Annotated in this window: 22 protein-coding genes; 8 read left to right on the forward strand and 14 right to left on the reverse strand. The window is 71.5% G+C overall.

Annotated elements, in window-relative coordinates; genetic code table 11:
• The first annotated feature begins 58 nt into the window (after positions 1-58).
• The 4 genes from BGP03_RS17200 to BGP03_RS17215 all read left to right on the forward strand — a co-directional run bounded on the left by BGP03_RS17200 (position 59) and on the right by BGP03_RS17215 (position 8296).
• Positions 59-3667, forward strand: coding sequence for an N-6 DNA methylase (locus BGP03_RS17200; RefSeq protein ID WP_298800724.1), 3609 nt, complete (start codon positions 59-61; stop codon positions 3665-3667).
• A 62-nt stretch (positions 3668-3729) separates the two neighbouring features.
• Positions 3730-6144, forward strand: coding sequence for a hypothetical protein (locus tag BGP03_RS17205; protein WP_298800725.1), 2415 nt, complete (start codon positions 3730-3732; stop codon positions 6142-6144).
• Positions 6144-6521 (forward strand): hypothetical protein, encoded by a 378-nt coding sequence (locus tag BGP03_RS17210; protein ID WP_299736731.1) that lies wholly within the window; start codon positions 6144-6146, stop codon positions 6519-6521. Before BGP03_RS17205 ends, BGP03_RS17210 begins: the two co-directional genes overlap by 1 nt.
• The gene (locus BGP03_RS17215; RefSeq protein ID WP_298800727.1) at positions 6518-8296 is read left to right on the forward strand and encodes a DUF262 domain-containing HNH endonuclease family protein; all 1779 of its coding nucleotides are present in this window, start codon (positions 6518-6520) and stop codon (positions 8294-8296) included. Before BGP03_RS17210 ends, BGP03_RS17215 begins: the two co-directional genes overlap by 4 nt.
• Before the next feature lie 13 nt (positions 8297-8309).
• On the opposite strand, the gene BGP03_RS17220 is transcribed toward BGP03_RS17215, so the two are convergent.
• Positions 8310-10388, reverse strand: a complete 2079-nt coding sequence (locus BGP03_RS17220) for a UvrD-helicase domain-containing protein (RefSeq protein WP_298800728.1) — start codon at positions 10386-10388, stop codon at positions 8310-8312.
• Between the two features lie 247 nt (positions 10389-10635).
• On the opposite strand from BGP03_RS17220, the gene BGP03_RS17225 reads away from it, so the two are divergent.
• From BGP03_RS17225 to BGP03_RS17240, 4 genes are read left to right on the forward strand one after another with little or no spacing between them, the layout of a single operon-like run.
• Positions 10636-10881 carry a hypothetical protein gene (locus tag BGP03_RS17225; protein WP_298800729.1) on the forward strand — a complete coding sequence of 82 codons (246 nt, stop codon included), beginning with the start codon at positions 10636-10638 and terminating at the stop codon, positions 10879-10881.
• Positions 10878-12308 (forward strand): relaxase/mobilization nuclease domain-containing protein, encoded by a 1431-nt coding sequence (locus BGP03_RS17230; RefSeq protein WP_298800730.1) that lies wholly within the window; start codon positions 10878-10880, stop codon positions 12306-12308. Before BGP03_RS17225 ends, BGP03_RS17230 begins: the two co-directional genes overlap by 4 nt.
• A 35-nt stretch (positions 12309-12343) precedes the next feature.
• Positions 12344-12958, forward strand: a complete 615-nt coding sequence (locus tag BGP03_RS17235; RefSeq protein ID WP_299736734.1) for a hypothetical protein — start codon at positions 12344-12346, stop codon at positions 12956-12958.
• Positions 12955-13722: a hypothetical protein gene (locus tag BGP03_RS17240; RefSeq protein ID WP_298800732.1), complete on the forward strand. Its 768-nt coding sequence runs from the start codon at positions 12955-12957 to the stop codon at positions 13720-13722. Before BGP03_RS17235 ends, BGP03_RS17240 begins: the two co-directional genes overlap by 4 nt.
• Here BGP03_RS17240 and BGP03_RS17245 read toward each other — a convergent pair.
• From BGP03_RS17245 to BGP03_RS17305, 13 genes are read right to left on the reverse strand one after another with little or no spacing between them, the layout of a single operon-like run.
• Positions 13668-14282 carry an A24 family peptidase gene (locus BGP03_RS17245; protein WP_298800733.1) on the reverse strand — a complete coding sequence of 205 codons (615 nt, stop codon included), beginning with the start codon at positions 14280-14282 and terminating at the stop codon, positions 13668-13670. The two genes, BGP03_RS17240 and BGP03_RS17245, sit on opposite strands and share 55 nt — an antisense overlap.
• Positions 14279-17341 (reverse strand): LysM peptidoglycan-binding domain-containing protein, encoded by a 3063-nt coding sequence (locus tag BGP03_RS17250; RefSeq protein ID WP_298800734.1) that lies wholly within the window; start codon positions 17339-17341, stop codon positions 14279-14281. Before BGP03_RS17250 ends, BGP03_RS17245 begins: the two co-directional genes overlap by 4 nt.
• Positions 17341-17730, reverse strand: coding sequence for a hypothetical protein (locus BGP03_RS17255; protein ID WP_298800735.1), 390 nt, complete (start codon positions 17728-17730; stop codon positions 17341-17343). Before BGP03_RS17255 ends, BGP03_RS17250 begins: the two co-directional genes overlap by 1 nt.
• 23 nt (positions 17731-17753) lie before the next feature.
• The gene (locus BGP03_RS17260; protein ID WP_298800737.1) at positions 17754-18170 is read right to left on the reverse strand and encodes a hypothetical protein; all 417 of its coding nucleotides are present in this window, start codon (positions 18168-18170) and stop codon (positions 17754-17756) included.
• A gap of 8 nt (positions 18171-18178) precedes the next feature.
• Positions 18179-18574, reverse strand: coding sequence for a TadE family protein (locus BGP03_RS17265; protein ID WP_298800738.1), 396 nt, complete (start codon positions 18572-18574; stop codon positions 18179-18181).
• A gap of 13 nt (positions 18575-18587) precedes the next feature.
• A complete protein-coding gene (locus BGP03_RS17270) occupies positions 18588-18785 on the reverse strand; it encodes a hypothetical protein (protein ID WP_299736738.1) in 198 nt (65 codons plus the stop codon).
• A 22-nt stretch (positions 18786-18807) separates the two neighbouring features.
• A complete protein-coding gene (locus BGP03_RS17275; RefSeq protein ID WP_298800740.1) occupies positions 18808-19677 on the reverse strand; it encodes a type II secretion system F family protein in 870 nt (289 codons plus the stop codon).
• Positions 19674-20594 carry a type II secretion system F family protein gene (locus tag BGP03_RS17280; RefSeq protein ID WP_298800741.1) on the reverse strand — a complete coding sequence of 307 codons (921 nt, stop codon included), beginning with the start codon at positions 20592-20594 and terminating at the stop codon, positions 19674-19676. The genes BGP03_RS17275 and BGP03_RS17280 overlap by 4 nt, the downstream gene beginning before the upstream one ends.
• A complete protein-coding gene (locus BGP03_RS17285; protein ID WP_298800742.1) occupies positions 20567-21952 on the reverse strand; it encodes a CpaF/VirB11 family protein in 1386 nt (461 codons plus the stop codon). Before BGP03_RS17285 ends, BGP03_RS17280 begins: the two co-directional genes overlap by 28 nt.
• Positions 21949-22683, reverse strand: coding sequence for a hypothetical protein (locus BGP03_RS17290; protein ID WP_298800743.1), 735 nt, complete (start codon positions 22681-22683; stop codon positions 21949-21951). Before BGP03_RS17290 ends, BGP03_RS17285 begins: the two co-directional genes overlap by 4 nt.
• Before the next feature lie 7 nt (positions 22684-22690).
• A complete protein-coding gene (locus BGP03_RS17295) occupies positions 22691-23311 on the reverse strand; it encodes an SAF domain-containing protein (RefSeq protein ID WP_299736741.1) in 621 nt (206 codons plus the stop codon).
• Positions 23308-24168, reverse strand: coding sequence for a hypothetical protein (locus BGP03_RS17300; RefSeq protein ID WP_298800745.1), 861 nt, complete (start codon positions 24166-24168; stop codon positions 23308-23310). Before BGP03_RS17300 ends, BGP03_RS17295 begins: the two co-directional genes overlap by 4 nt.
• Entirely contained in the window at positions 24162-24692 is a 531-nt protein-coding gene (locus BGP03_RS17305; RefSeq protein WP_298800746.1) for a hypothetical protein, read from the reverse strand. The genes BGP03_RS17300 and BGP03_RS17305 overlap by 7 nt, the downstream gene beginning before the upstream one ends.
• Positions 24693-24849: the final 157 nt, after the last annotated feature.

Below are 24849 nucleotides of genomic sequence, written 5' to 3' on the forward strand. Positions count from 1 at the left end.
GCGGGATCGCCGCCGACGACGACACCAAGACCTTCCCGTCTCCCACCGCTGGACGCACGTGCCCGTGCACCTCAGCGCGTGGCAGCATCCGCTCGACAAGCGTGTCGCGGGCGCGGTGCCGGCGCAGTCGCTGGTGCAGGAATGCCTCAACCGCACCGAGGCGCACCTGTGGGCGATCGTCAGCAACGGGCGTCAGCTGCGGCTGCTGCGCGACTCCAACGCCCTGGCCACCTCGGCCTACGTCGAGTTCGATCTCGAAGCGATCTTCGACGGCGAGTTGTTCAGCGAGTTCGTGCTGCTCTACCGGCTGCTGCACGTCACCCGGTTCGCAGTGGACGAGGGCGCGACGCCGTCGGCGTGCTGGCTGGAGCGCTGGCGCGGTGAGGCGATCACCTCCGGCGCACGGGCACTGGACCAGCTCCGTGACGGCGTGCAGCAGGCCATCACTACGCTCGGCAGCGGGTTCCTGCGTCATCCCGACAACGCCCGGCTGCGCGACGCCGTCGACGTGCCGGCGCTGCACGCGGCGCTGCTGCGGCTGGTGTACCGGCTGCTGTTCGTGTTCGTCGCCGAGGACCGCGACGTGCTCCACGGCCCGGAGGCCGGGGAGCAGGCCCGCGCCCGGTACGCCGCCTTCTTCTCCACCGCCCGGCTGCGCGCGCACGCGCTGCGTCGCCGCGGCACCGCGCATCACGATCTCCACGCCGCGCTGACGATCGTCCTCGACGCGCTCGGCGACGAGCACGGCCGTCCCGAGCTGGGCCTGCCCGGCCTGGGCGGCATCTTCGACGACACCCCGGCCGACGCCCCGCTGCGCGGGCTGTCGCTGGCGAACGAGCACCTGCTTGCCGCGGTGCGGCACCTGGCGCGGGTGCACGACGCCGGATCGCGGCGCTGGCGCGCCGTCGACTACCGCCACCTCGACGCCGAGGAGCTGGGGTCGATCTACGAGTCGCTGCTGGAGCTGGTGCCGCGCCACAGCGCGGTCGACCGTGAGTTCACGCTGGAGACCGCCGCGGGCAACGCCCGCAAGACCACCGGCTCCTACTACACGCCGTCGTCGCTGATCGAGCTGCTGCTCGACTCCGCGCTTGACCCGGTGCTCGACGACGCCGTCAAGCGCGGCGGCGACGACGCCGGGTCGATCGTCGCCGAACTGCTGGCGCTGACCGTGTGCGACCCGGCCTGCGGCTCCGGCCACTTCCTCGTCGGCGCTGCCCGCCGCATCGCCAAGCGCGTCGCCGCCGTCCGCGAGGGCAACCCCGAACCCACGCTGCCGTCGGCGCGCGCCGCCCTGCACGAGGTGATCGCCCGCTGCATCTACGGTGTCGACCTCAACCCGATGGCCGTCGAGCTGGCGAAGGTGTCGCTGTGGCTCGAAGCCCTCGAACCGGGCAAGCCGCTCAGCTTCCTCGACGCGCACATCCGTCACGGCAACGCGCTCATCGGCGCGACCCCCCGCCTGTTGCGGGACGGCATCCCGGACGCCGCGTTCACCCCGATCGTCGGCGATGATCCCGCCTTCGCCCGAGCGCTCGCGAAGCAGTCACGCGATGCGCAGATGTCGCTGTTCGAGATGGGGACCGATGTCCGCGTCGACAACGCGGGCTTCGCCACCGAGCTGCGCACCATCGCGAGCGCTGCCGCCGACGACCTGGCCGGGGTGCACAAGCAGGCCGCGCAGTACGCCGAGCTGCAGGCATCCGACGCCTACCGCACCGCCCGGCAGGCCGCCGACGCCTGGTGCGCCGCGTTCCTGTGGCACAAGAAGCTCGACGCCCCGAAGGCCGTCACCCAGGACGTGTTCCTCGCCCTCCAGGACCCGGCCGACGACACGGTGCCCGCCACCACCCGCGCCGAGATCGCCCGGCTGCGCGAGCAGTATCTGTTCCTGCACTGGCACCTGGCGTTCCCGGAGATCTTCACCGTGCCCGCGGGTGGGGTGGGGGTCGACGAGCAGACCGGGTGGGCGGGGGGCTTCTCCTGCGTCGTCGGCAACCCGCCGTGGGAGCGGGTGAAGATGCAGGACAAGGAGTTCTTCGAAGCCTACGGCCGCGACGACATCGTCAAGGCGAGGACCGCCGCGATCCGCCGCCGGATGATTGAGGAATTGGCTGGCTCAATCGAGGGAGCGTCCCTCCACGCTGCTTACCTTAATGCGATGCGCGCTTCCGACGGTATCGGCAAGGTGCTCCGGGAAAGCGGCCGCTACCCGCTCACCGGACAAGGCGACATCAACACCTACAGCGTCTTCGCCGAGACCTTTCGGGCCATCGTCGGGCCGCAGGGCGCGGCCGGGGTGATCACTCCGACCGGGCTGGCGACGGACAAAACGACGGCGCCGCTCTTCGCTGACACGCTCGGATCCAAGCGACTACTCGCCTTCTACGACTTCGAGAACGAATCGAAGATCTTTGCTGGCGTACATAACCAGTTCCGCTTCGCCCTCACGGCAGTCAGTGGCCGTCGATGGCGAGCTGAGCGCAGCCGGTTTGCCTTCTACACGCGGTTCGTAGAGGACGTGCCGGCGCGCCGGTTTGAGCTGACTCCCGACGAAGTGCTGGCGATCAACCCGAACACAGGCACTCTGCCAATGTTTCGCACGCGCGAGGACGCCGCGATCACTCTGGGTGTGTACAGGCGGCATCCCGTCCTGATCCGAGATGCGGGCCAGCTGAACCCCTGGCGCCTGTCGCTAGGTCGAATGCTGCATATGGCAGATGACTCCGGGCTGTTCCATCAGTCAGAGTGGCTAACCGGCGCAGAGTTCGACGGGTGGTCGTACCACCTGGCCAGTGATGAGTACCGGCCGCTGTACGAGGCGAAGCTGCTCAGCCACTTCGACCACCGGTACTCCACCTACCGCGATGCCACGCACGAGCAGCTTAATAAGGGCACGCTGCCCCGCCCCACCGCTGAGCAGCACGACGACCCAAACCTGGAGCCGCTTGCCCGCTACTGGGTCGCCCGCATCGAGGTGACGAAGGCACTGGCCCAGCGCTGGGGCCGCGACTGGCTGCTCGGCTGGCGTGACATCACCAACGCCAGCAACGAGCGCACGTTCGTGCCTTCGGCCCTGCCCACCAGCGCCGTCGGCCACGTGTTCCCGCTCGCGTTCCCGGCCGATCCGGCGCACGGCCCACTGCTGCACGCCGTGTGGTCGTCGCTGGTGTTCGACTACATCGCCCGCCAGAAGCTCAGCGGCACCCACATGACGTACTCGGTGGTCGAACAGCTCGCCTGCCCCACCCCGGCCACCTTCGCCGCGTCGACCCCGTGGCAGCCGGACCGCTCCCTGGCGGACTGGGTGATCCCCTACGTGCTGGAGCTGTCCTACACCTCCTGGCGGCTGCAGCCCTACGCCCAGGAGATGCACGACACCGGCCCGCCCTTCCGCTGGGACCCCGAGCGCCGGGCCCTGCTGCGCGCCGACCTCGACGCCGCGTTCCTGCACGTCTACGGCCTGACCCGGCCCGAGGCCGAGCATGTGCTGGACGCGTTCCCAGTCGTCCGCAAGTACGAGGAGCGCGACCACGGCGAGTTCCGCACGAAACGCCTGGTCCTCGATGCCTACGACCGCATGGCGGCCGTGACAGCCGATGGTCCGGCGTGGACCTCTCTCGCGCCCGTCCCCGCCGGTCAGGGCACTCGCCACCCCACTCGGTAGCGGTCGACGTTCGTGCTCGTCAAGGAAAGGATCATGCTGTGGCGTCGGTTCCACCGACTGCCGTGGGTTCCACCCGGGTGCTGTCCCCGGTCACCTACGCGGAGCTGATTGATCTCGTGCAGGACCAGGTCGGGCGCAGCTACGCGCCGACCCTGGACGCTCGTCGGCGCCTGCTCGCGCTGGTGCAGGAGATGGCGTCCGAACACGAGCCCGACACCGCAGGTCTGCTGGAGGGACGCACCTGGCGGATCGCCTCGGTCGCGATCTCCGGGCTCGGTGGCGTCGGGACGCTCCTACCGGGCCGGCTCGACCTCGAACCGGTCGCCGGTCTGCTCGTCGTCCGGGGGCCCAACGGATCCGGTAAGACGAGCATCGCCAAGGCGCTCGAGGTGTCGCTCCGCGGTGACCAGGCGGTGGCGGACGAGGCGGTGGGTGACTTGTGGGCGACCGCGCTGCTGGCCGAGGGTGCCCCGAGTGCGGAGATCGAGGTCGTCCTGGCCAGCGGGGCGGCCCGGCTGACCATCCGTTCAGAACTTGGCGACGCCACCGGTTCGCGCTGTGCGGCGGAGATCGCCGACGCCGACGGCGTCCGGCAGGTGGAACTCGGTCGGGCCTGGAAGGACGCCGTCCAGGCGTCGCGGTCCTGCTACAGCTACGCCCGCCTGCAGGCACGGCTGCAGAAGCCGCTGGACCTGCAGGAGTTCCTCCTGGAGCTGCTGGTCCTCGGGCCGGTCTGGCAGGAGGTGCGCGACGAGCTGGAACGTCGGAGCGAGCGGGCCGCCGACGCGGCGCGGCAGCTCACGAAGGCCAAGGGGCAGGCGAGCGCGGCCGAGCGCTCGATGAACGAGCGGTTCCGTGCCGATCCGCGCCGTCCTCGCCCCCTGCCCGACATCGAGTGGCCGACGTCCTGGGACGTGGACATCGACGCCTGGATGGACGGCAACGGCCTCGTCGACCATGCGGAGATCAGTTCGGTAGCCGTCGCCGACGACCTGGAGGAGCGTGCCGAGCAACTCAGAGCCCGCCTGGCCCAGGCCGAACGCGAGCTGAGCGCTGCGGAGACGCACCTGGACTCCCCGCACCTGGCGCGGACGGCCCACCATCTCGACGCGCTCGCCGGCGATGATGCGATACCGGACGGTGAGTGTCCGTTGTGTGGCAGCCACGTCGACTGGCGGACGCATGCGCGGGATGTCGTCCGGGGAGTCGATGCCTGGCGCACGAACGCGCGCGCGGTCGAGGAGGCTGTTGGAGCCGCCGACTCATGGAACGATCAGGTCCTGCGGCCGCTGTTCGGGTCGGACGTGCCGGGCGGCCCCGAATCGGCAGCCCGGGAGCTCGCCGCTGCCGTCCGTGCTGACGGGACTCGTGCGCACTCCCGTGCCCACCAGGCGGCCCGTGCCCTGCTGGCCGCTATGAGCGGCGGAGCCCATCGGGAGTGGCTGGCGACGCTGCGCGCCAGCTCGGACGCGGCGGCGGAGTGGCGACGCGCGCGCGTCGAGGTGGCAACGGCCTTCGTGGTGTCCTGGCGGGAGCACCAGAAGGCCGCGAGGGACGCCGACAGCTGGACCAAGGCGTCGGCGACCCTCGACGACATCCAGGTCGAGCTGCGGCAGCGTCGCCAGGACGACGTCACGTCGGGCATGCGGACCGCGGTCGCCGCCATGCTTCCCGAAGCCCAGATCGAGATCACGAGGATCAAGCACGAGGGCAAGGTCAAGCAGCGGCGCGGGGTGCAGGTCGCTATGACCATCGGTGGCGTCCCCGCCACGCTCGGCATGCTGAGCAGTGGCCAGCGCAACGCCCTTCTCCTGGCGCCGCTGACGATGCTCGGCACCACCAACGCGTTCGGGTTCCTCGTCGTGGACGATCCCATCCATGCGCTCGACACCACGCGGGTCGACCGCGTCGCAGCCGAGCTCGCCCGGCTCGCCTCCACCCAGCAGGTCCTGGTGTTCACCCATGATCCCCGGCTGGAGGAGCACCTCCGTGCCCGGATCCCCGACGTCGGGGTCATCGCCGTGGAGCGGGACCCGGCCACCCAGGAGGTCACCTGGGTGCGGCACCGGACGCCGTGGGAGGCACTGCTCGCCGAGGCGGAGACCTTCAAGTCGGACTCGATGGCGGACAAGTGGCGGGCTACCGCGTCGGTCGAGTCGATCGTGACGGGCTTGTGCCGCAACGCGCTCGACGGGGCCATCCGGCACGCGTTGATCACCCACGCCGTCCGCCGTGGAAAGGACGTCGCGGACGCACTCGATGAGCTCGGTGATCAACCGACCCGCAAGAGGATCAAGCATGTCGTGACGCTGGCGGGCGGTCCCGGCGTGCTGCGCCGGACCGAGGCGTGTCGCGACAGCCATCTCGACCGCTGGAACTCCGGCACCCACGGCGACGGCACGGCCGGGCTGGATCTGCAGACCGAGATCCGCGCAGCCCGCCGGGCCTGCACCGAGCTCACGAACTTCTCGTGGTGATGGGAACCCCGCTGAGCGCCACGAGTCAGCGCCGCATCCGAGTCCTGCTCGTCCGGCAGGATCTGGAGCTGCTCGCCGCTGACCTGTTGCGGGCGGCGGAAGGCGGTGTCGCCGCGGACCGCACCCACGCCTACATCCGGAGCAGGCTGCTGCTCGTCGCCGCGGGAGCGTCCGGCGAGGAGTGGCTCCAGCTGAGGAACGTGGCACGGCGGGCGGGGACGGTCTATCGGGAGACCTCCGACGTGCTGCACAGCAACCGCGCCTTCGGCGACGTGCCGGAGGTGCTGGTGACCGAATGGGAAGAGGTTGTCGCGACGTTGCGCGCCGCGGTCGCCGAGAAACTCCAACCGATGTCCGCGGAGGGGATCGAGCAGTGATCAAGTCAGCCAACCAGTACCCGGTGCACGAGCTGCTCTCGTTCGAGGGCAACCTCACCTACCGGGTTCCGCCGTACCAGCGGGAGTATTCGTGGCAGAAGGCGCAGTGGGAGGATCTTTTCCAGGATCTCGTCGAGACCGACGATGCGCACTTCCTCGGCACGATCATCACGCTCAACCAGACCGTGGACGCGGTCGCGAGCGGCGTCCTGGAACTCATCGACGGTCAGCAGCGGGCCACGACCCTCACGCTCTTGCTTGCGGCGATCTACTCCCTGCTCAACGAGCATCGCGACAATCTCGACGACGAGGCCCGCAACGAGCTGTTCAACCTGGGGCGACGGCTCGTCGGTAAGGGCGGAAAGCTGCGGGTCACGCCGCAGACGCAGGGCTACAACCGCGACGATTATGTGACGGTACTCGCGGATGCGGGTCTCAGCGTGGAGCAGTCCACGAAGAAGCCGTATTTCTCCCTTCGCCGCATCTCCAAGTGTTATCAGTACTTTCGCAGCGCGATCAGCAGATTCGGTGAGACCAACGGGTGGGATGACGTCAAGGCCGCCCGGGCCGTCCTCGACGCGGTCCAGAAGGCGATCCTGGTGAAGATCGAGGTGGCGAATCACGCCGACGCGTTCGTGCTGTTCGAATCGCTGAACAACCGCGGGATGCCACTCACCCCGGTCGACCTGATCAAGAATCACCTCCTCGCCGTATCGGAACGGCACGGCGCCATGCACGTCGATGACGCGTTCAAGCTGTGGAACGAGATGCTGACGAGTCTCGGTGACAACTACGCGAACCAGGAGCGGTTTCTGCGGCACTACTACAACGCGTTCAAGGCCGAGCTCCCCGACGTGCCCAACGCGCCCGTCGCCACGCGCACGAAGCTGATCCGCATCTACGAGACCCTGCTCGGCAAGGACATCAAGGCCGGCGCCGACGATCTGGTCGAGGCCAGCCGGATCTACGGCCGGATCACCTGCGTGGTGGAGACGGATGTGACCACGCCGCTCGACGAGGCGTTCCGTCAACTGATGCGTGCGCAGGGGTCACCGTCGTACGTGTTGGTGATGTGGTTGCTCAGCAAGCAGGCGACACTCGAGCTGACCGAGGCACATCTGGTCATCGTCGCCCGGCGGTTGACGAGCTTCTTCGTCCGGCGCAACCTGACGGGCTTCCCGCAGACCTATGCGTTGCCGAAGCTGTTCATGACGATGATCGAGCAGCTCGACGGGCTGAGCGGCGCCGGAATCGTCGACGTCATCATGCAGGCGCTCGCGGATGCGTCGTCCAGCGAAGAGGAGTTTCGCCGGCGCCTGGAAGGCCCGATCTACGAGGAGAACACCGACGTCGCCCGCTTCCTGCTCACGACGCTCTCCGAGGACGCGATGACGAAAGAGACCTGGACGGATCTCTGGGCGCAGGAGAAGGGGCATTTTGTGTGGACGATCGAGCACATCCTGCCCCAGGGTGCGAATCTGCCGGACGCGTGGAGGCAGATGCTGGGGGGTGACGCCGCGGCCGCTGCGGCACAGGAAGCCGATGTACACCGGCTCGGAAACCTGACCATCACGGCGTACAACAGCACGCTCGGCAACAAGTCGTTCCCCGAGAAGCGTGACCGCACCGATGCTCGCGGCAATGCCATCGGCTATCGGAACGGGCTGGCACTCAACACCGACCTCGCCGACCGACAGACCTGGACGGTCGGGGACATCGTGGAGCGCACCACAACCCTCGCCGACAGGATCGTGACGCGGTTCCCCCTGACGTGAGTAGGCACGGCGGTCACGTCGTGCTGGGGACCAAATCACTGGCCGCGCCGCTCCACGAGACCCGGAGCCGTTCCCGTGCGCGGGTGCACGCGACGAACAGCAGGCAGCGCTCCTGCTGCACGTCCAGTGCGTGGCGGACCGGGTCGTCCGCGACCGGTGTGACGGCCTTCTGCAGCGGGAACGACCGCTTGCCGACGCCGACCACCGCGACGCAACGGAACTCCAGGCCCTTCATCCCGTGCATCGTGCTGATCCGCACGGCGTCGGCCGGCGGGCTGCTGTCGCGCAGCTCGGCCGTCTCGATGCCGTGCACTCCCAGTTCCTTGGCCATGGCGCGGGCGTGCGGGAAGGTCCGCGCAACCACGACGATGTCGGCGCCGGCCACCCCGTCCTCGCGCCACTGCTCGATCGCGAGCGCGAGATCCTCGGCTTCCCGGGCCGCGTTCGCCGCCGGGGCGATCTCGGGCTCGGCGCCGTTTAGGGCCGAGTGGTAGCCCGCCAGCGAGTCGACACCCTCGTCGAGATCGGCGACCGCGGACGCGCCGAGGATGCGCATCGACCACCGGAGGATCTCCGCCGTGGTGCGGTAGTTGATCCGCAGCTGGGCCGCGCGGCCGCGGACGTCGATGCCGACCCGGCGTAGCGACACGTGGTTGCCGTAGATCCGCTGGTGCGGGTCGCCGGTCAGGAACAGGTCGTCCGCACCGGGCGGCGTGGCGGCGCGCAGCAACCGCCACTGCGCGGGATGCAGGTCCTGGATCTCGTCGACGACGACATGCCGGAATGGCGGGCTCGGACGCGCGGCCACCAGCCGGGCGGCCTCGTCGGCCACGGTCAGAAACGTCCACAACCCGTCCCGGCGGAGATCATCGGTGAAAGAGCCGATGCGCGGCCAGATCTGCTGCTTCTGCCGCCGTGTCAACCCGCGCCCGCGGCCCCGACGGGGTGCCGCCAGGTAGCCCTCCAACGTGTGGACGTCGTTCGCGAGCACGACCTGGCGCCACTCCTCCAGCAGGAACGCGGGTGTGAACGTCCCGTCGCCCGCCAGCCGTTCGCGCAGCTGCTCGTCGTCGACGATGGTGACCGTGCCGTGTTCGGCGCGAACGACACCCAGCGCCCACCGGTCGACGTTCAGCACCGCCACCGCACGGCGCTCGTCGGTGTCGAGGAGGGCCTCCAGGTCGCGTTCCAGCGCCTCGGCCAGGCCGCGGGAGAAGGACGTCAGCAGGACCGAGCGTGGCGGGAGCTCCCGCCCGGTGACCAGGTGCTTGACCCGGTGCAGCGCCACGACGGTCTTGCCGGTGCCGGGTCCGCCGGTCACCTGCGCACTGCCGGTGTAGGACGGCCGGTACGCCAGCTCCTCCTGCGCCGGATGCAGGAAGATCCGCCACAGCGACAGCGGCTTGTCGAGCAGCTCGACAAGCTCGGCCGGACCGTCGACGAGCGCGATCCGGCCCTGCGTGCGCTCCACCGCAGCCACGATGTCGTCCTGATCGATCGGCCCCTCGGGGATCCTCGGCGCCACGACGTCGGCCCACACCTGCTCGACGGTCATCCCCGTCGCCAGGCCGTAGAGCACCTCGTACTGGTTGGCCGGGATGAAGGGCTCGACCGCCTCCAGCGCGAGGTCATCGTTCAGCGTTCGGGCCAGCCTGCGCACCTGATCGTCGACACCGAGCCGGGCGAGGTCGCCGTCGTCGACGTGGGCGAGGAGCGGGTCTGCCACGACCGGGATCTCGTCACCCGACATCTTCTCGATCATGGCGATGTCGCGGACCTCCAGGACACCGGAGACCTCGTTGATCGAGAAGACGCGCCGACGGGCCCACTCGGCGGCCTCGTCGTGCCCCATCACGCGCAGCAGCGTGTACCGGTCGCCCGACACCGGCGCGAGGACGACGCCACGCCAGTAGTCGGTGATCCGGATCGTGCGCACCCGGTCGTCGCGCATGTTGGCGAGCTTCTCGAGGTGCATGCCGGCGTGGGTGTGCTCGGCGAACTTCGTCAGCGCCTCGACCGTCTGCTTGCGGACCGGTGGCTGGAGTTTGGCCAGCTCGCCGAGGAACTCGACCGTCACGGCCAGCTGAGGCACGATCTGCCCTCCTCGTCGGAATCAGGGGCATCATCAGCTTGCCATCAACTGTGTCCGTGGGGTTGCCGGGAGCGAGATATTGCCGGAAGCGATGCTTCCGGCAGGGTGGTCGGAACGGGGGCGTTCCGACTGCTGAGGGCGATGGGCGACCACGTCGCCGTCCACGGTCACGTCGACCCTCGAGATCGTGGATCAGGGTGGGGTGCGGCGCCGACGGCAGCGGGCTGGCCCGCCGCGGGTGCGGCAGGTGGTGGTGCGGTTCTCCGATGCGGAGCTGGACGCGGTCTGTAGCCGGGCGGAGGCTCGGGGGCTGGCAGTGGGGGCGTGGATCGGGGATGTCGCTGTCCGCGCGGCGCATGAGGGCCAGGAGCTGACGGTCTCCGCCCAGCGGGATCTGCTGCAGGAGCTGATCGCCGCCCGTCCTGGCGTCGTCGGCGATCTCGCCAGCGTTGTGGACGAGTTGATCGACGTTCTGGTCGAGCGGCTGTCGTGATCACGAAGGTGGTGCACGGCTGGCGGGTCGGCGGGCTGATCGCGTATCTGATGGGGCCGGGGCGGGCGGAGGAGCACCGGAACCCGCACGTGATCGCCTCGTGGGACGGGCGGGACGCGGGATGGCAGCCGGTGCGGTCGGGTCCGGCTGAGTGGGATCTGGAGCTGGGGCCGTTGATCCGGGCGATGCGGGCACCGGCGGTCGCGGCGGGGCTCACGGAGACGCCCGAGTCGGAGGGGAAGCGGGGGTACGTGTGGCACTGCTCGGCCCGTGTCGCTGCCGCCGACCGCACCCTGACCGATGCGGAGTGGGCGTCGGTGGCACGGGAGCTGCTGCACGGCGCCGGGGTCGCCGAGCGGGACGATCCGGGTGGGCCGCGGTGGGTGGCGGTCCGGCACGCCGATGACCACATCCACATCGCGGTGGTGCTGGTTCGCCAGGACACCGGGCGACGGTTCTGGCCTTATCGCGACTATCCGAAGCTGCGGGTGGCGGCGCAGGCGGTGGAGCGGCGGTTCGGGCTCACGGTGACGGCGGGCGCGGACGGGACGGCGGAGCGGGCGCCGTCGCGGGGTGAGCGGGAGAAGGCGGCGCGGCAGGGGCGGGTGCCGTCGAGGGTCGCGCTGGTGCGGGCGGTACGGCGGGCGGCGGTCGCCGCCACCGATGTGGCCTCGTTCGAGAGCGGCCTGCGGGACGCGGGGGTGCTGGTGGAGGTGCGCCGGGCACCGCCGGGGGATCCGCTCGGGTACAAGGTCGCGATGGTCGGGGACGTGACGGCGGCCGGTTTCCCGATCTTCTTCTCGGGGAGCAAGCTGGCCGCGGACCTGTCGTTGCCCAGGCTGCTGCGCCGCTGGGAGTCCGCGGCAGGTGATCGGCCCGAGCGGGGCGAGGCGTTGACCGATGCGCGGTTGGCCGTCGGCCGCGCCCGACGGGCACTGGCCGCGGGCGGCGGGGATGTGGCGGAGGTGGTGCACGCGGCGGCGGACGTCGTGACCGCGGCGGGCGCGTGGGAGCTGGACGGAACGACCCTGGAGGCGGCGTGCGTCCCGTTCGATCGGGCGGCGCGGATCGTGGGCGGTCGAGTCGGGCGGGCGAGCGCGGAGAGCGTGGAGCTGCGGCGGGTCGCGCGGCGGCTGATCCGGCGGCGCCCGCCGTCGGACGGAGACGAGCTCGCTGCGGCCGTCGCGTTGGCGTTGGCGCTGGCGGCGCTGGCTCGGGAGATCGCGGGATGGCACCGCGACCGTGGACGGCCGCATCAAGCAGCGGCCGCGATGACGGCAGCGGGTGTGGTCGAGGCGTGGTCGACCCGATGGCCGGTCGCATCACGGCGCGGTCGGGGTGTGGACGAGCGTGCTCCGGTGCCGGCCACCGAGCAGCCACGCCTCGATCCGCGTGCGCTGCGACGGTCGGAGCGACCACGCGGGTGACCACCCCGCCATGCTCGCGGAAGGAGGCGGGGAGGATGCCGCAGAACCGCCGTGCACCGGTGCGACAGCGGGTCAGTGTCGTGCTGACCCTGCGCGGTACACAGGACACCGCCGTCGTTGCGCATCATCCCCAGACCGACGACGCCACGGTGAGTGTCCGGATCGGCCGTACGTTGATCTACTTCCACGACTGGGCCGGCGCGGCTGCGGTGATGCAGGGATGGCGGGGGGTGTCGCACTACGCGGGTAGGCTCCCGGTGATCGGCCCGATCGACCCGACGTCGTCCGCGCCGGATGTCATGAAGGCCGCGACCGCGATCGACGTCGTCGGTTCGCCGCGTGTCGTGGGCCTGTTGCGTGCTCCAGCCGGGAGACCGAGCCGGCTGGTGGTGACGATCGACCGGCTATGCCTCGTGATCCACGATCGGAAGGCCTACGTCTCGACGCGTGCGGCGTTCGTCGACGCGGCGGAGCTGGCCGAACGCGTGCTCCCGAAACCGGCCGTGCCGGACCTGCGGTTGGTCGCGATGGAGAGGGCCGGTCGCGCGCTCGGGGCGCCCGTCCGGGCATCCGCAGCTCGGCGAACCGCGGATTCCGCGCCGACGCGGTTGTCGCCGCCGGCATCGACGAGAGGGAGGGATCTGCGATGACCCAGCCGGACTATCCGCTGCCGGTGCTGCCCAGCTACGAGCTCTACCAACTCGCGCACATCGCGACGTTCCTCGCCGACGGGGTGGCCCGCCACCACCGGGCGAGGACCAGCGCCGAACGGGCGGCCGCGTTGCGTGACCTCGGCGGCGGACGGGCGGCGTTGGAGCACGCACTCGGCGCCACCGCTGCCGTCCCGCTACCGACGCCGATCGACACGGCCACGTTCCACGCCGCGCGCGGCCTGGTGGCGGAGGTGCCCCGTTGGGCGCAGGTGGTGTCGCTGGCTCCGATCGGGCAGTCGGGGTGGGGCGTGGTCGGGTATGTGCCCGGTGTCGGCCCGGTCGGCGCGCGGACGCCGTCGCGCCCGACCGCCGAGGCGGTGCACCACCACATGCTGACCCAGCCGGCGTCGGAGCTGGCGCCCTGGGCGATCACTGACAAGGCCCGGGTCGCGCCGCAGGCTCCGGATCGGGTGGATCTCGCGACGTTCGCCCGCGACCTCGATCCGTCACGTGATCGGGACCGAGCGGTCGCCCGCCATCTCCGGGGGCTGGACCGACGTTCCGACGCGGCGATCCGCGAGCGCTTCGCCGGGATCGACCTCGACGCGCCGCTGGTGGTGCGGCCACCCGCTCCCCGGCCGCGGCCCGCCGCCCGGCCTTCCCGGCCCGCGGCGGCGGGTTCGCGGCATCTGTGCGGGATCGGGCATCAGGTCACGACCAGGAGCGTCCCGAGTGCTCCGGCGACCAGCGCGGGTCCGTAGGGCACCGTCTCGTCCCGGCCGAAGTGTGCGAGCTTCCATCCGGCGAGGGTCACGAGCAGCAGCAGGACCCACGCCACCACACCCCGATACAGCGTGATCGGGTCGGACCAGGCGAGCGCGGCCACGGTGGCGGGGAGCAGCTTCACGTCCCCCCAGCCGATGCTCCGCGGGCTGATCATCTTCACGAGGACCGCCATGCCCCCGACGAGGAGTCCGGCCAGCCCGGATCTCACCGCCGGCTCGACGTCCCCCGACGACAGGGTGGCGATGGCCAGCGTGACGGCGGTGAGGGCGGTCAGGGCGCCGGTGAGTGGGTTGGGCAGCCGTCGCTCGTGGACGTCCACCAGCGCGGCGGCGATACCGAACGTGGCGAGCGGCGCGACGAGCAACAGACGTCCGGCCCCGGCCGCGGCGGCGACGAGATACCCGGCGAGGCCGACCATCGCCGCGGCCTCGGTCCCGCCGAGCTGGACGGGAGTGGTCCGGTGGTCGTGGGCGAGCCGGAGGACGACCGGGCCGACGATCAGCGCACCCGCGATCGCCGACATCTCGGCGGTCACGGCCGCGTGCGGGTTCGACGGGGCCCGTCCGGGAGTAGCGCGTTGAGCACCGCGAAGGTCTCGGGCGGGAGTTCCTCGGGGACGTCGAAGCCGCGGGCGTCGAGCAGGATCGTGGCGTAGCGCTCGAGCTCGGAGGTGTGGTCCTCGGCGTGGGCGACCCGCATCAGGTCGGTGAGTGGGCGGTCGAACGCGGCGTCGGTGTCGATGCTGCGGGCCGTCTCCGCGGCCCAGCGTGCGAGCGTGGTGTCGCCGTCGTTGAGGGCGATGTCGACCAGTTCGTGTGCGGCGTCGACCAGGAATCCGGGGATCTGCAGGTCGTGGCGCTGATCGTGGCCGGCCAGCCAGGCGTAGCCGTCGGGGCGCAGTGCCGACAGGACGGGACCGCGGACCAGGCTGATCGCGGCCCGGTAGTCCTCGACGGCGCCGGGATGGTGAGCGCAGTGGCGGGCCTGGGCGCGCTTGCGCAGGCGGCGGAACAGATCCCAGTCCAGGAGGTGCCCTCGGAGCCGGTAGGTGGTGTCGGACTGCATGTCGGAGACGAACGGGCGATCAGGGTCGCCGGCGAGGCCACGCCCGGCCCAGCGGCGGGCCGTGTAGACGGCATGCCGCGCGGTGGAGAGCGTCACCTGCCTGCCGTCCGGCCAGAGGTCGGCCAGCACCTTCTGCAGCGTCACACCGGCCGGATGAAGGGCCAGGTAGACGAGGACCTCCGCGACCCACGTCGCCCGTCCGGACGGCAGGGCGCCGGGGGCGCGGACCGCGGGCTCGCCGAGTATCCCGATCAGCGGTACCGCGGGTGTTCCGTCGGCATGCCAGCGGGCGATGTCGTCGTCGAGGGTCGGGTCCTGGCCTTCGACGATCTCCAGTCGTCGCTCCGCCTCGGGATCGCTCTCGGTGGGAGGTTCGGAGACGGCCCCGTCCTCATCCATGTCCTGTGCCCACGTGTGTGGGTCCTCCGCCGGACCGACCGGTAGATCTGCCTCGCTGGTCGGAGCGAGGATCCCGGCCAGTCCGGCGGCGGTCGAGAGCGCCGTGAACGCGGCGGCCCACGGACCGTCCGCGGCATAGCGGGTGACGAGCTCGCCGTTGCCGGCGATGTGGATCTCGGTGCCGACGTGAGCGACGCCGTGCACAACGATCGCGACACCGCGGCGGCCTGCGTCGTCGAGTTCGGCGGCGAGTGCGCTGAGCTCGTCCCGATCTCCGTCGGTCACCGGCGCCGAGCCGTCGGCCAGCAGGACGATCGGAAGCCAGGCGTCGGGGGCGATCTCGGCCAACCTGCCGTCGACGACGGTTGCGGCGCCGACCGTGTCGAGCGCGGCCTCGATGCGGCGTACGTGGGCACGGATCTCGGTCAGCCCGGCGGCCAGATCCGGCAGCGCGCGCAGGCGTTCCGGGTTGAGCGGGAGCAGCTCGCCGCCGAACCCGACCAGCAGGATCTCGACGTCCTCGCTCCAGCGGGCGTTGGCCAGCTCGGCTGCGACATGGCGCAGCAGCCCGGTTGCGGCCTCGGGATCCGCGGTGATGTGGGCGACGCCGAGGGCCTCGAGGTCGAGGAGGAGAGCGCGGCCGTCGGGGGAGTGGGCGGCGGAGGCGAGCACCGGGAACGGGGCGCACCGGCCACCGGCTTCATCCGGCGCGAGCGGAAGGTCGGCGTCGCCGGCGAGCGTCCACGTCCCGCCGTCGTCGTCCGTCTCGAACGGTGGTGGCAGCAGTCCGGCGTCGGTGAGAGTGAGGCGAGCGGAACCGGGTCCGAGGTCGACCGCGGCGAGCTCGGGTGGCGTCGTTGCGGACCAGTCGTGCAGCGTCAGGCCCCGTAACGCGGCGTCGAGGACGGTGTCATCGAGCGTCGGAGGAGTCTGCGCGGCGGTCCACTCCAAGCGACCGGAGGTGTCGTCGGGGACGGCGATGCGATGGCGGGAGAAGCGATGGCGTAGCTGGCGTCTGCGCCGCACCGCGAGGGCACCGAGCAGGCCGGTGATCACGAGCGAGGACACGCCCAGCAGCGTGGGCACCGTCGATGGCGCATCCGTGGGCACGAGGGAGGGGGCGGTGGGCACTTTCCGAGAAGGGGTCGTCGGCTCGGCCGGTGCCGCAGTGCGCGGCTCGGGAGTAAGGGCCGGGGCGGGCTTCTGCGGTTGCGGATCTGCGGGCTGTGTCGGACGGGAGGGCGCGATCGTCGACGGCTCGGCCGGGGCCGGCGCGGCGTGGGCGGACTGGCCAGGATCGGTCTCCGCGGTCCCGTCATCACGAGCTGCTGCCGTCATCGGCAGCTGCAGTGTCCACCCGGGCCGGATCAGGTCGGGATCGAGGAGACTCATCCCGTCGTGCTGTGGCCGGCCCTTGTTGGCTGCGTACAGCTCGTTCGTCAGCCGGACGTCGTGCAGGTCGCGGTCGGCGATCTCCGAGAGGGTGTCACCGGGGCGGACGACGACGTCATCGCCGGCCGAGGTGGGCATGACGAGGACCCAGCCGGCGTGGAGCAGAGCCGCCTCGGTGAGCCGGCCGCCGTCGGGTTGGACGATGCCGGCGTTGAGCGTGTAGATCTCCCGCCACCTCAGCGGATCACCCAGCTGGGATTCGGCGATCCGCCACAGCGTGTCGCGCGGCTGTACCGAGTACGTCGGCGCGTCCGCGGGCTGCGACGTCTGCACGGCGACGGGGTTGAGCGTCGCGATCACGGCGATGGGCGGTGGCGGGGCGGCGGAGGCCGTGCCCGTTCCCGCGCCGAGCAGGCCCGCGACCAGTACCGATGCCAGCGTCCGGCTGGCCCCCAACCCGGGCAGCTCGAGGCGAGGCCCCGGACGGTGCCGGATCACGGCGACGAGTTCGGCGATGATCGAGACGGCCAGCTGAGCCCAGACGAGCACCGCGGCGACGAGCAGCACCCCCGCCAGCAGTGAGCCGTCGTCCGGGCCGGACAGGGCAGCGATGATGTCGGGGCCTGACGGTGCGGAGGTCGGCAGAAGGGCGCGCCCGAGGAGCAGCAGTAGGGAGGGCGTCCCCACGAGGACCGCCAGGATCCCGAGAGCGGCACCGATCCGTCCGGCCGCGGCCATCACGGTGCTCCACCGGGATCGACGGGGACGAGGCGGGCCGACGCACTCCCGTGGCCGGTGATGGTCGGCCGTCCGGCCAACCCCAGGAGGACCGTCGGCCGGGTCACGGTGACCTCCACACGGATCGTGTCCGCTCCGTCGAGGTCGACCGTGCCGGTGACACCTGCGCTCTTTAGGTAGCCGCGCGCCGCCGCTGCGGCCGCCGTGGGGTCGACCGCCGTCGCGCCACGGGCGAGAGCCGCGACATCGACGGCCTGCCCGCCGGCCCGGGCGGCCTCCCCGGCGATCGCGTCGGCGGTCGCGATCACCTGGGCGGCGCGCACGCCGTCCACCGCCAGCCCGAGCAGGACGAGGACGGCCAGCAGCACCACCGCTGCTGGGACGGACACGGCGCCACCCCCGCGCTCCCCGCTCATGACCTCTCCCGGTAGCGGTCGACGCTGCTGCTGAACTCGGCGACCAGGTCATGTGTTCCGGGAGCCCCCGGGAGGCCCAGACCGGACCAGCGCACCGCGCAACGCACCCGGGTCCGCGCCACGGACGGGGTCCCGATCGGAGCAGCCGGTACCTCGACGGTCACCTCCAGCGCGGCGCAGCTGATGTGCTGTGCGGCGAGCACCCGGTTCGCCTCCGCTGTCGCGAGGTCGTGTGCACCGGTCGGGTCCCGTGTCGCGGAGCCCAGCCGGGCCGCGGCCTGCGCCGCTGCACCAGTGGCCGCCTCGGCGGCGGTGAGCCGGCCGGCGGCCAGCCCGAACAACAGCAGCAGCCCGATCGCGACGGCGGCGAGTGCGGCTTCCACGCTCGACGCCCCGCCGGTCTCCTCCCTCATCGGCGCGATCATCGGGCGGCCCGCTCGACTGCGCCGACAGCGGACTTGTCGACCGTCATCGGGACACCGGGCACCAGGGACAACGCCCGCCCGGTGACCCGCACGCGCAGCACGCCGGTGGCGTCGTCCAGCTGTGCGGTGGCCGAGGGTCCGTCGAGCGCGGTACCCGCGGCTCGCGCCAGGAAGCTTCGCGCAGCCTGCTCCGCCTGCGTCGTCGACGGTAGAACCCGCCCTGCGGTGACACCCTCCTGGGCGGCGGTGAGCGCGAGTTGCCCGGCGTAGAACAGCAGGGCGACCTGCGCGACGGCGCCGATCAGCGCGAGCAGCGCGACCCAGACGAGAGCCACTTCCACGCCGGCCGCACCGCCCTTCTCGGGGTCGCTGGTCTCGGCCTTCCTGATCATGTCCACGGCATGGCTACTGAAGGGCGCCGAGCTTCTTCGCGATGAACGCGCCCACTCCGGCGGCGATGGTGCCTGCGATGATCGCGCCCGCGGAGATGTGGAATCCCTCGTCGGTGTTCCGACCGCCGCCGCGCTCGTCGTGAAGAGGTTCCAGCCGGTCCTGACACCAGGCGACGGCCTGCAGGATGCAGTGATTGATCGTCCGGATCATCATCGATTTCTCCGATCTCCTTCTACAGGGACAGCAATGCGACACCGGCCGGGAACAGGACCCAGGCGGCGATCAGGAACACCTGCAGCGCGCCGGGCGTACTCATCTGGCCGCTGGCCCGGTTGGCGTCGGTGTGCTCGTCGGCGAGCAGCTCGTCGCGCAGGCTCCCGGCCCGGGCGAGCAGGGTGTCGACGATCGCGCCGCCGTCGTGGCCGGCGCTGGCCGCGATGGCCGAGAGATCTGTGAGCTCGTCGACGCCGACGCGTTCCCCGAAGCGGCGCAGGCCGTCCCAGGGCATGAGCCCGGACCGTTCGGCGTGGGCGAGCTCGTCGGCGATGCGCCGCATCGCCCACCCGTCGGGGAGCAGTTGCGCGGGCAAGGTCAGCGCTGTGGACACTCCGGCTCCGCCGTGGCGCAGCAGGCCCACCTGCTGCAGGTAGGACACGAGCGCGAACCGCAACTGCTCGCGTGCGTTCTCCGCGCGGAGGGACACCGCGTGTGCGCTACCTGTCCACCCCAGCAGTCCGCCGACCAGGGTGAGCCCGGCAGGAGCGACGAGCGGCAGCCCGAGATCCAGAATCCAGACGGCGGTGCCCAGCACGGGACCTGCAGCGGCGTACCGAAGGCTGCGTCCGGCGCGCGCGACCAGGAACCGGTCACGATCCCAGCCGATCATGTCCAGATCGGCATCCGGGACGGTGCCGGGGAGGTGGCGCAGGACCCGCACGAGGACGGGCGCTGCCGGATAGGACTGTCGTGGCTGCCGTTCGTCCAGCGCGGCGAGAGCATCGGCGAGTACCGGGTGCCGCGGTCCGAATGCCGCGCCGGCGACCGTGAACCCGATGCCCAGCAGCGCGCCGCCGGCCACGGCCAGCATCAGCAGCGGGTTCACCGGGCCGCCCCCGCACCGAGGAACCGCGGCTGGCGGCGGCCGAGCGCAAGACGCCGCATCCACACCAGCAGCCAGACGGTGGCGGCCAGCAGACAGGCCATCACGACCTGACCGACGGGCGTGGTGTAAGGCGCGGCGAAGGACGGCACCAGCGCCAGCATGACCAGCACCCCGGCCTGGATGATCAGCAACATCCGGATCGACTGTCGTGACTCCGCTCGGGCGGCCTCGATCTCCCGCCGCGCCCGTACGTCATGGGCGACACCGTCGGCCAGCTGGCGCAGGACCCGCGCCACCCCGGCGGACTGATGGTGCAGCGCCAGTGCGATCGCGGCGGCGACCGTGTCGGCCACGCGGTCGTCCAGCTCGTCGGCGAACTCCCGCACGGCGACGTCCGGTGGGCACGAGCCGTCCCGAAGGCGTGCCGCCAGGTGCGTGACCGGGCCCGCGATGGTCTCGTCGGTGTGCCCGGCGCTGACGGTGATGGCCTGGGCGAGCCCGACGGCGCCGCCACCGGCGAGCGTGTCGGCCATCCGTCGGCACCAGCCCTCCAGCGCCTCCAGGCGGTCGATGCGCTCCTGGGCGACTCGCGCCGAGCCCATCAGCCACGGCGCCCACACTCCACCGGCGGTGACCGCGATCCCGGCGATCGGCCATCCGGTGGCCACCCAGACGGCGCCGCCTACCGCGCACCAGGCGAGTAGCCGCGCCCGGCGCCGGCCCCTGTCCCGTCCGGGCGGCTGCGATGCCACTACCAGCGCCTGGACGGTGCTCCGCCATTGCGTCGGCATCGAGGTCGAGCGGGCATGACGTCGCAGGCCCACGACGATGAGTGCGGCGCCGACCGCGAGTACAGCACCCGCGACCGCTGCGGTGATCTCACCGGCGATCACCGTGAGCTCCCGGGGACGGCCCATCGATCCACGTCCGGCGCGCGGAGTGCGTCCAGCGAGATCCCGGCCTCGTCGAACCGCCACCGTTGCTGCGGGGCGAGCCCGAACCGGCCGCGAGGATCATTCGCCGCGCGGGCCGGGGCGAAGACGCGGTTCATCGCGATCAGTCCGGTCTCCGTGACGTCGGTGACCTCGGCGATCTCGGACACGAACCGGACCTGGCCGTGCTGTGGGTGGTGGACGTGCCGCAGGTGGATCACGTAGTCGATGCCCTGCGCCGCGAGGCGCGTGACGAACCCGTCCGACCAGCCCCGCCCCGCGCCCTTCAGGGCGGTGGTAATGAGGCGTTCCAAGGCGTCGGCGGCGTTGCCCGCGTGCAGGGTGCACATCGAGCCGGGCATGCCGGCGTTCATCGCCTCCAGCATCGGAAGGGCCTCGTCACCGCGGACCTCGCCGATGAGCACCCGCGTGACCGACATCCGCAGCGTCTGGTGCAACAGGTCGGCCAGGCCGACCTCACCGGCGCGACGGCCGGTACTGGGGTCGATCTCGGTGGAGCCGGGTCGGCACTCCATCGCCACCCACAGAGCCGAGGTGTGGCGAAGTTTGTGCAGCCCGAGCTCGAACTCGGTCTCCAGCGTCGCGACACGCTCGCCAGCCGGGATCTCGCGGGCGAGCGCGCGCAGCAGCGTGGTCTTCCCCGACGCGGGCATCCCGGTGATCAACAAGCTGCACCGAGATCGCACGAGCGCCCGCAGGAAGGCGGCCATCCCGACGGAGATGGTGCCGCGGGCGACCAGATCATCAAGGGTGACGTCGATGAGGTGGTGGCGGCGGATCGTCACGATCGGCCGCGGGACCACGTCCCGGACTGCTGCGAGCCGCGACCCGTCAGGCAGCTGCATGTTGAGGAACGGCTGGGCCGGGGAGAAGGCGCGCTCGGCGCTCCCGTGGTGGGTGGCGATATGCTGGAGCTGGGCGATCAGGTCGTCGTCGTTGTCGGCCACAGGTTCGGCGCCTGGCACGACCGATCCGTCACGCATCCGCAGGAGCGGCACACCACTGCCGATGATGTGGATGTCCTCGACGTGAGGGAGGTCCAGCAACGCCTGGATCCGGCCCACACCCCAGATGACGTTCTCGATCCCCCGCGCCAACTCGACCTCCTGTGGCCGGGCGAGCGGTGGCTCGCCCGCCCCGAGGCGGCGACGGGCCTCCAGACCGAGCTGGTCCTCGATCCAGCCCCGGACCAGCTGCCGTTGATCGCCCACGGCGAGCCGGTCCCGTTCGGGGTGCCGGTCCAGCTGGTCGAGCACCGTCTCCCGGATCCGTTCCGCAAGCCGCCGATCGACCCCGGGGGCCCGCACACGGGCGAGCGTCATGACGTCACCTCGGCGGTTCCCGCGGAAGCCAGCACCGCTGCGACGCGTCGCGCACTGCGCTGCAGCGGTGTGCGGTCGAGGTGGCGGCCGGGTGCATCGCCGTGGCTCCAGACGCCCGCCGTCCGTGGATCGTGGGGGAGCTCCACGATGCCGTCGCCTCCGCAGCTCGCCCGGATGTCGATGGGATCGTAGGGATGGCCGGGATCGATCACGAGCAACGTCGGCGTGGGCCCGTCCATGAGGACGTGCAGCACCTCGGCCAGTCGCGCGGTCGCGCGCACCGATGGCAGCGACGATCCGGTGACCAGGACGAGTCGATCGCAGGCTCGCAGGAGATCCATGTTGCCGTGCTCGCCGTGGACATAGCGGCCGCCGTCGCACAGCACGTCCGCGTCCACGATCCCGGCCAGCCCGAGTCCGAGCTCGCGCCAGGGCATGGTCGCGGCCTGGACCGGGCTGCCCAGCCCGGCCAGCGCCAGCGGCGTGTGCTCAGCGCTACGCACAACCAGCCGACGCAACGCGTTCTCCACAGTGGTCATCCGGGACTGGACGGCCAGCTCGAGTAGCTGTGACGCGGGAGGCCAGGCTCCCCGGCCGAGTCCGGCGGCGACGTCCCCGCCCGCAGGGTCGGCGTCGATCACGATTGCCGTCCGTGGCCATGCCGCCGCCAGCGCCAGGACCGCCGTGGTGACTCCGGGGCTGCCCTTCGCCGACACGAATCCGATCAGCATGCGTCTCTCACCGGCCCGCAACCAGCACCAGGAGAGTGCGATCATCGCTCGCCGCCGCAGCTAGCGCCTCGATGGCGGATTCCGGGACGAGGAGGTCGACGGTCCGTCGTCCGGACGCGTCGGGATCACCGACGCCCAGGACGGTTGCCCGCACCGGGACACCGGGGGAGCCCGGCCGTAGGACCGCCACCCGGTCGCGAGGGGCCAGACCCGCCGCGGGCAACCGGCCGGAACCGACCGGGAGACCCACGATCGCGTCGCCGGTTCTGGGCAGGCGCGCCGGGGCGGTCGCGTCCGGCGAGAGCAGCTGGTCGGCGGGCAGATCCGTCGTCGCGACGAGGCCGATCACGCTCGGCCGGTCGGCCCATCCGACGGCCCGCAGCGTCGATCCGGCCGGGATCGTGACCTCACGCAGATCCTGCGCGGTGATCGTCGCACCGAAGGGCACCGCCCGGGCCAGCGCGGCGACGGGTTCCCCTCGGGCGGCCCCGGTGTAGGCGAGCCAGCCGAGCACTCCGCCCACGAGGGCCAGGAGCGCTCCGACCAGAAACACTCGTGAGGTTCGCCGACGCGTCGGCTGCGGTGGCGCGGGCGCCTCGGGGAGTGCCGCGAACATCGTGGACGTCATGAGTCTCCTCCGGTCACGAGAACCTGCAGCTCCCCGACCGACACCGGCCGCGACGATGCGAGCTGGACGACCTGCGTGCCCGCAATGGGCGCGCCGCCACTGACGCCGTTCCAGGTCACGTCCCACACAGCGGTGACCGTCACCGTCCAGCGCCCGGATCCGCCGGTGCGTCCGGGGAGGGATCGCTCGCTGTAGACGTAGCCACAATCCGGCGAGGGGCCCGGCTCGCCTGCCCAGGGGGTTCCGGGGCCGCTGCAACGCACGACGTCGCCGGCCGGGCCCATCGACCACTCGGTGCGGGTCAGTCGCGCGGTCGCCGTGACCTGGGCCGTGCCTGCGGTCGCCGTCGCGGATACGGGTCCGACATTCGCCGGGCCACCAGCGATCCACAGCCAGATCGGCATCCCCACGTACGCGCGATCCGCGATCGAGATCTGTGGAGCCGGCCGCGGTAGGCCCAGCAACTCGACCGCCCGTCGGGCCAACACAGCAGGGGCAGGCGGAACAGCCGCGGCGGCCGCAGGCCCGGCCGGTGGGGCCCCGATGCCGGGGAACTGCGGTGGCGCCGTGAGCGTCCAGCCCACCGCTCCGCCGATACCGATGATCGGCATCGCCGTGACCGACGGTCTGGGGTTCGGATTCAATCGCCCGGTAGGGGACGATCGCGCGGGCACCGGCTTGCCGCTTCGCCTTCTGGGTTCTGCAGGTCCGCCACGCCGCGCCGGATCGGCGGCCGCCACGAGGCAGAGCCCGGCTCCGTCGACGACGGCGCAATGGCCGGGTATCGGTGGACCGGCCGCCATCGTCAACGGCAGGATCGTCACGGCGCCGACCACCGCGAGCACCCCGCTCAACACGGTTGCTCCAGCTCGGGCGTGGTGGTGTCGACGAGCCACTTGCCGTCGGCCGCCTCGACGACGTCGGCCCGCAGCTGGAAGCGGCGGACCCGGTTGGCTGCGTCGTCGAGGCGCGAGCCGTCCTTGTCCGACAGCAGGACGGTGTCCCCGATGTCGACGCAATCGAGGATCGACACCCGCGGCGGGGTCACGGCCGTGATGGTCGGCGTGCGAGTGATCGTCCCGACAGTGTGCGCGGGGAGATCGGCGTAGTTGCGGACATCGGTGAGCACGGTCTGCAGGGCCTGACCGCTCGCGACGGCCTCGATCCGCGGCGTCCAGTCCCCGGTCCGGGGGGCCGCTCGTGCGGCGTCGGCGATCCGCCAGAACTCGCGGTAGGCGTCGAGTGCGGCATCTCCGGGCGCGGTCGTCACCACAGGAGGGGGGACCGGCGGCGGCGACGGGGAGGCCGTCGAACAGCCGGCCACCACGGCGAGGAGCACCGCGGACGCGGCGGTCGTGACGGGACGAGGTGGCGTTGTCATGGCGAGCACCTGACGGACATGGGAGTCATCGTGAGCGAAGACGTGGTCGATCCGTGGTCGATCCGCGGTCTCCGCGTGGTCAGCGCTGTGAGCTGTGCCGTTGTGCGTTCCGAAGGGGTACCAGACGGGTTCGGTTCCCGTGGGCGTTTCGCATCGG

Source organism: Pseudonocardia sp. 73-21 (assembly GCF_001899645.1).
GTDB lineage: Bacteria > Actinomycetota > Actinomycetes > Mycobacteriales > Pseudonocardiaceae > Pseudonocardia.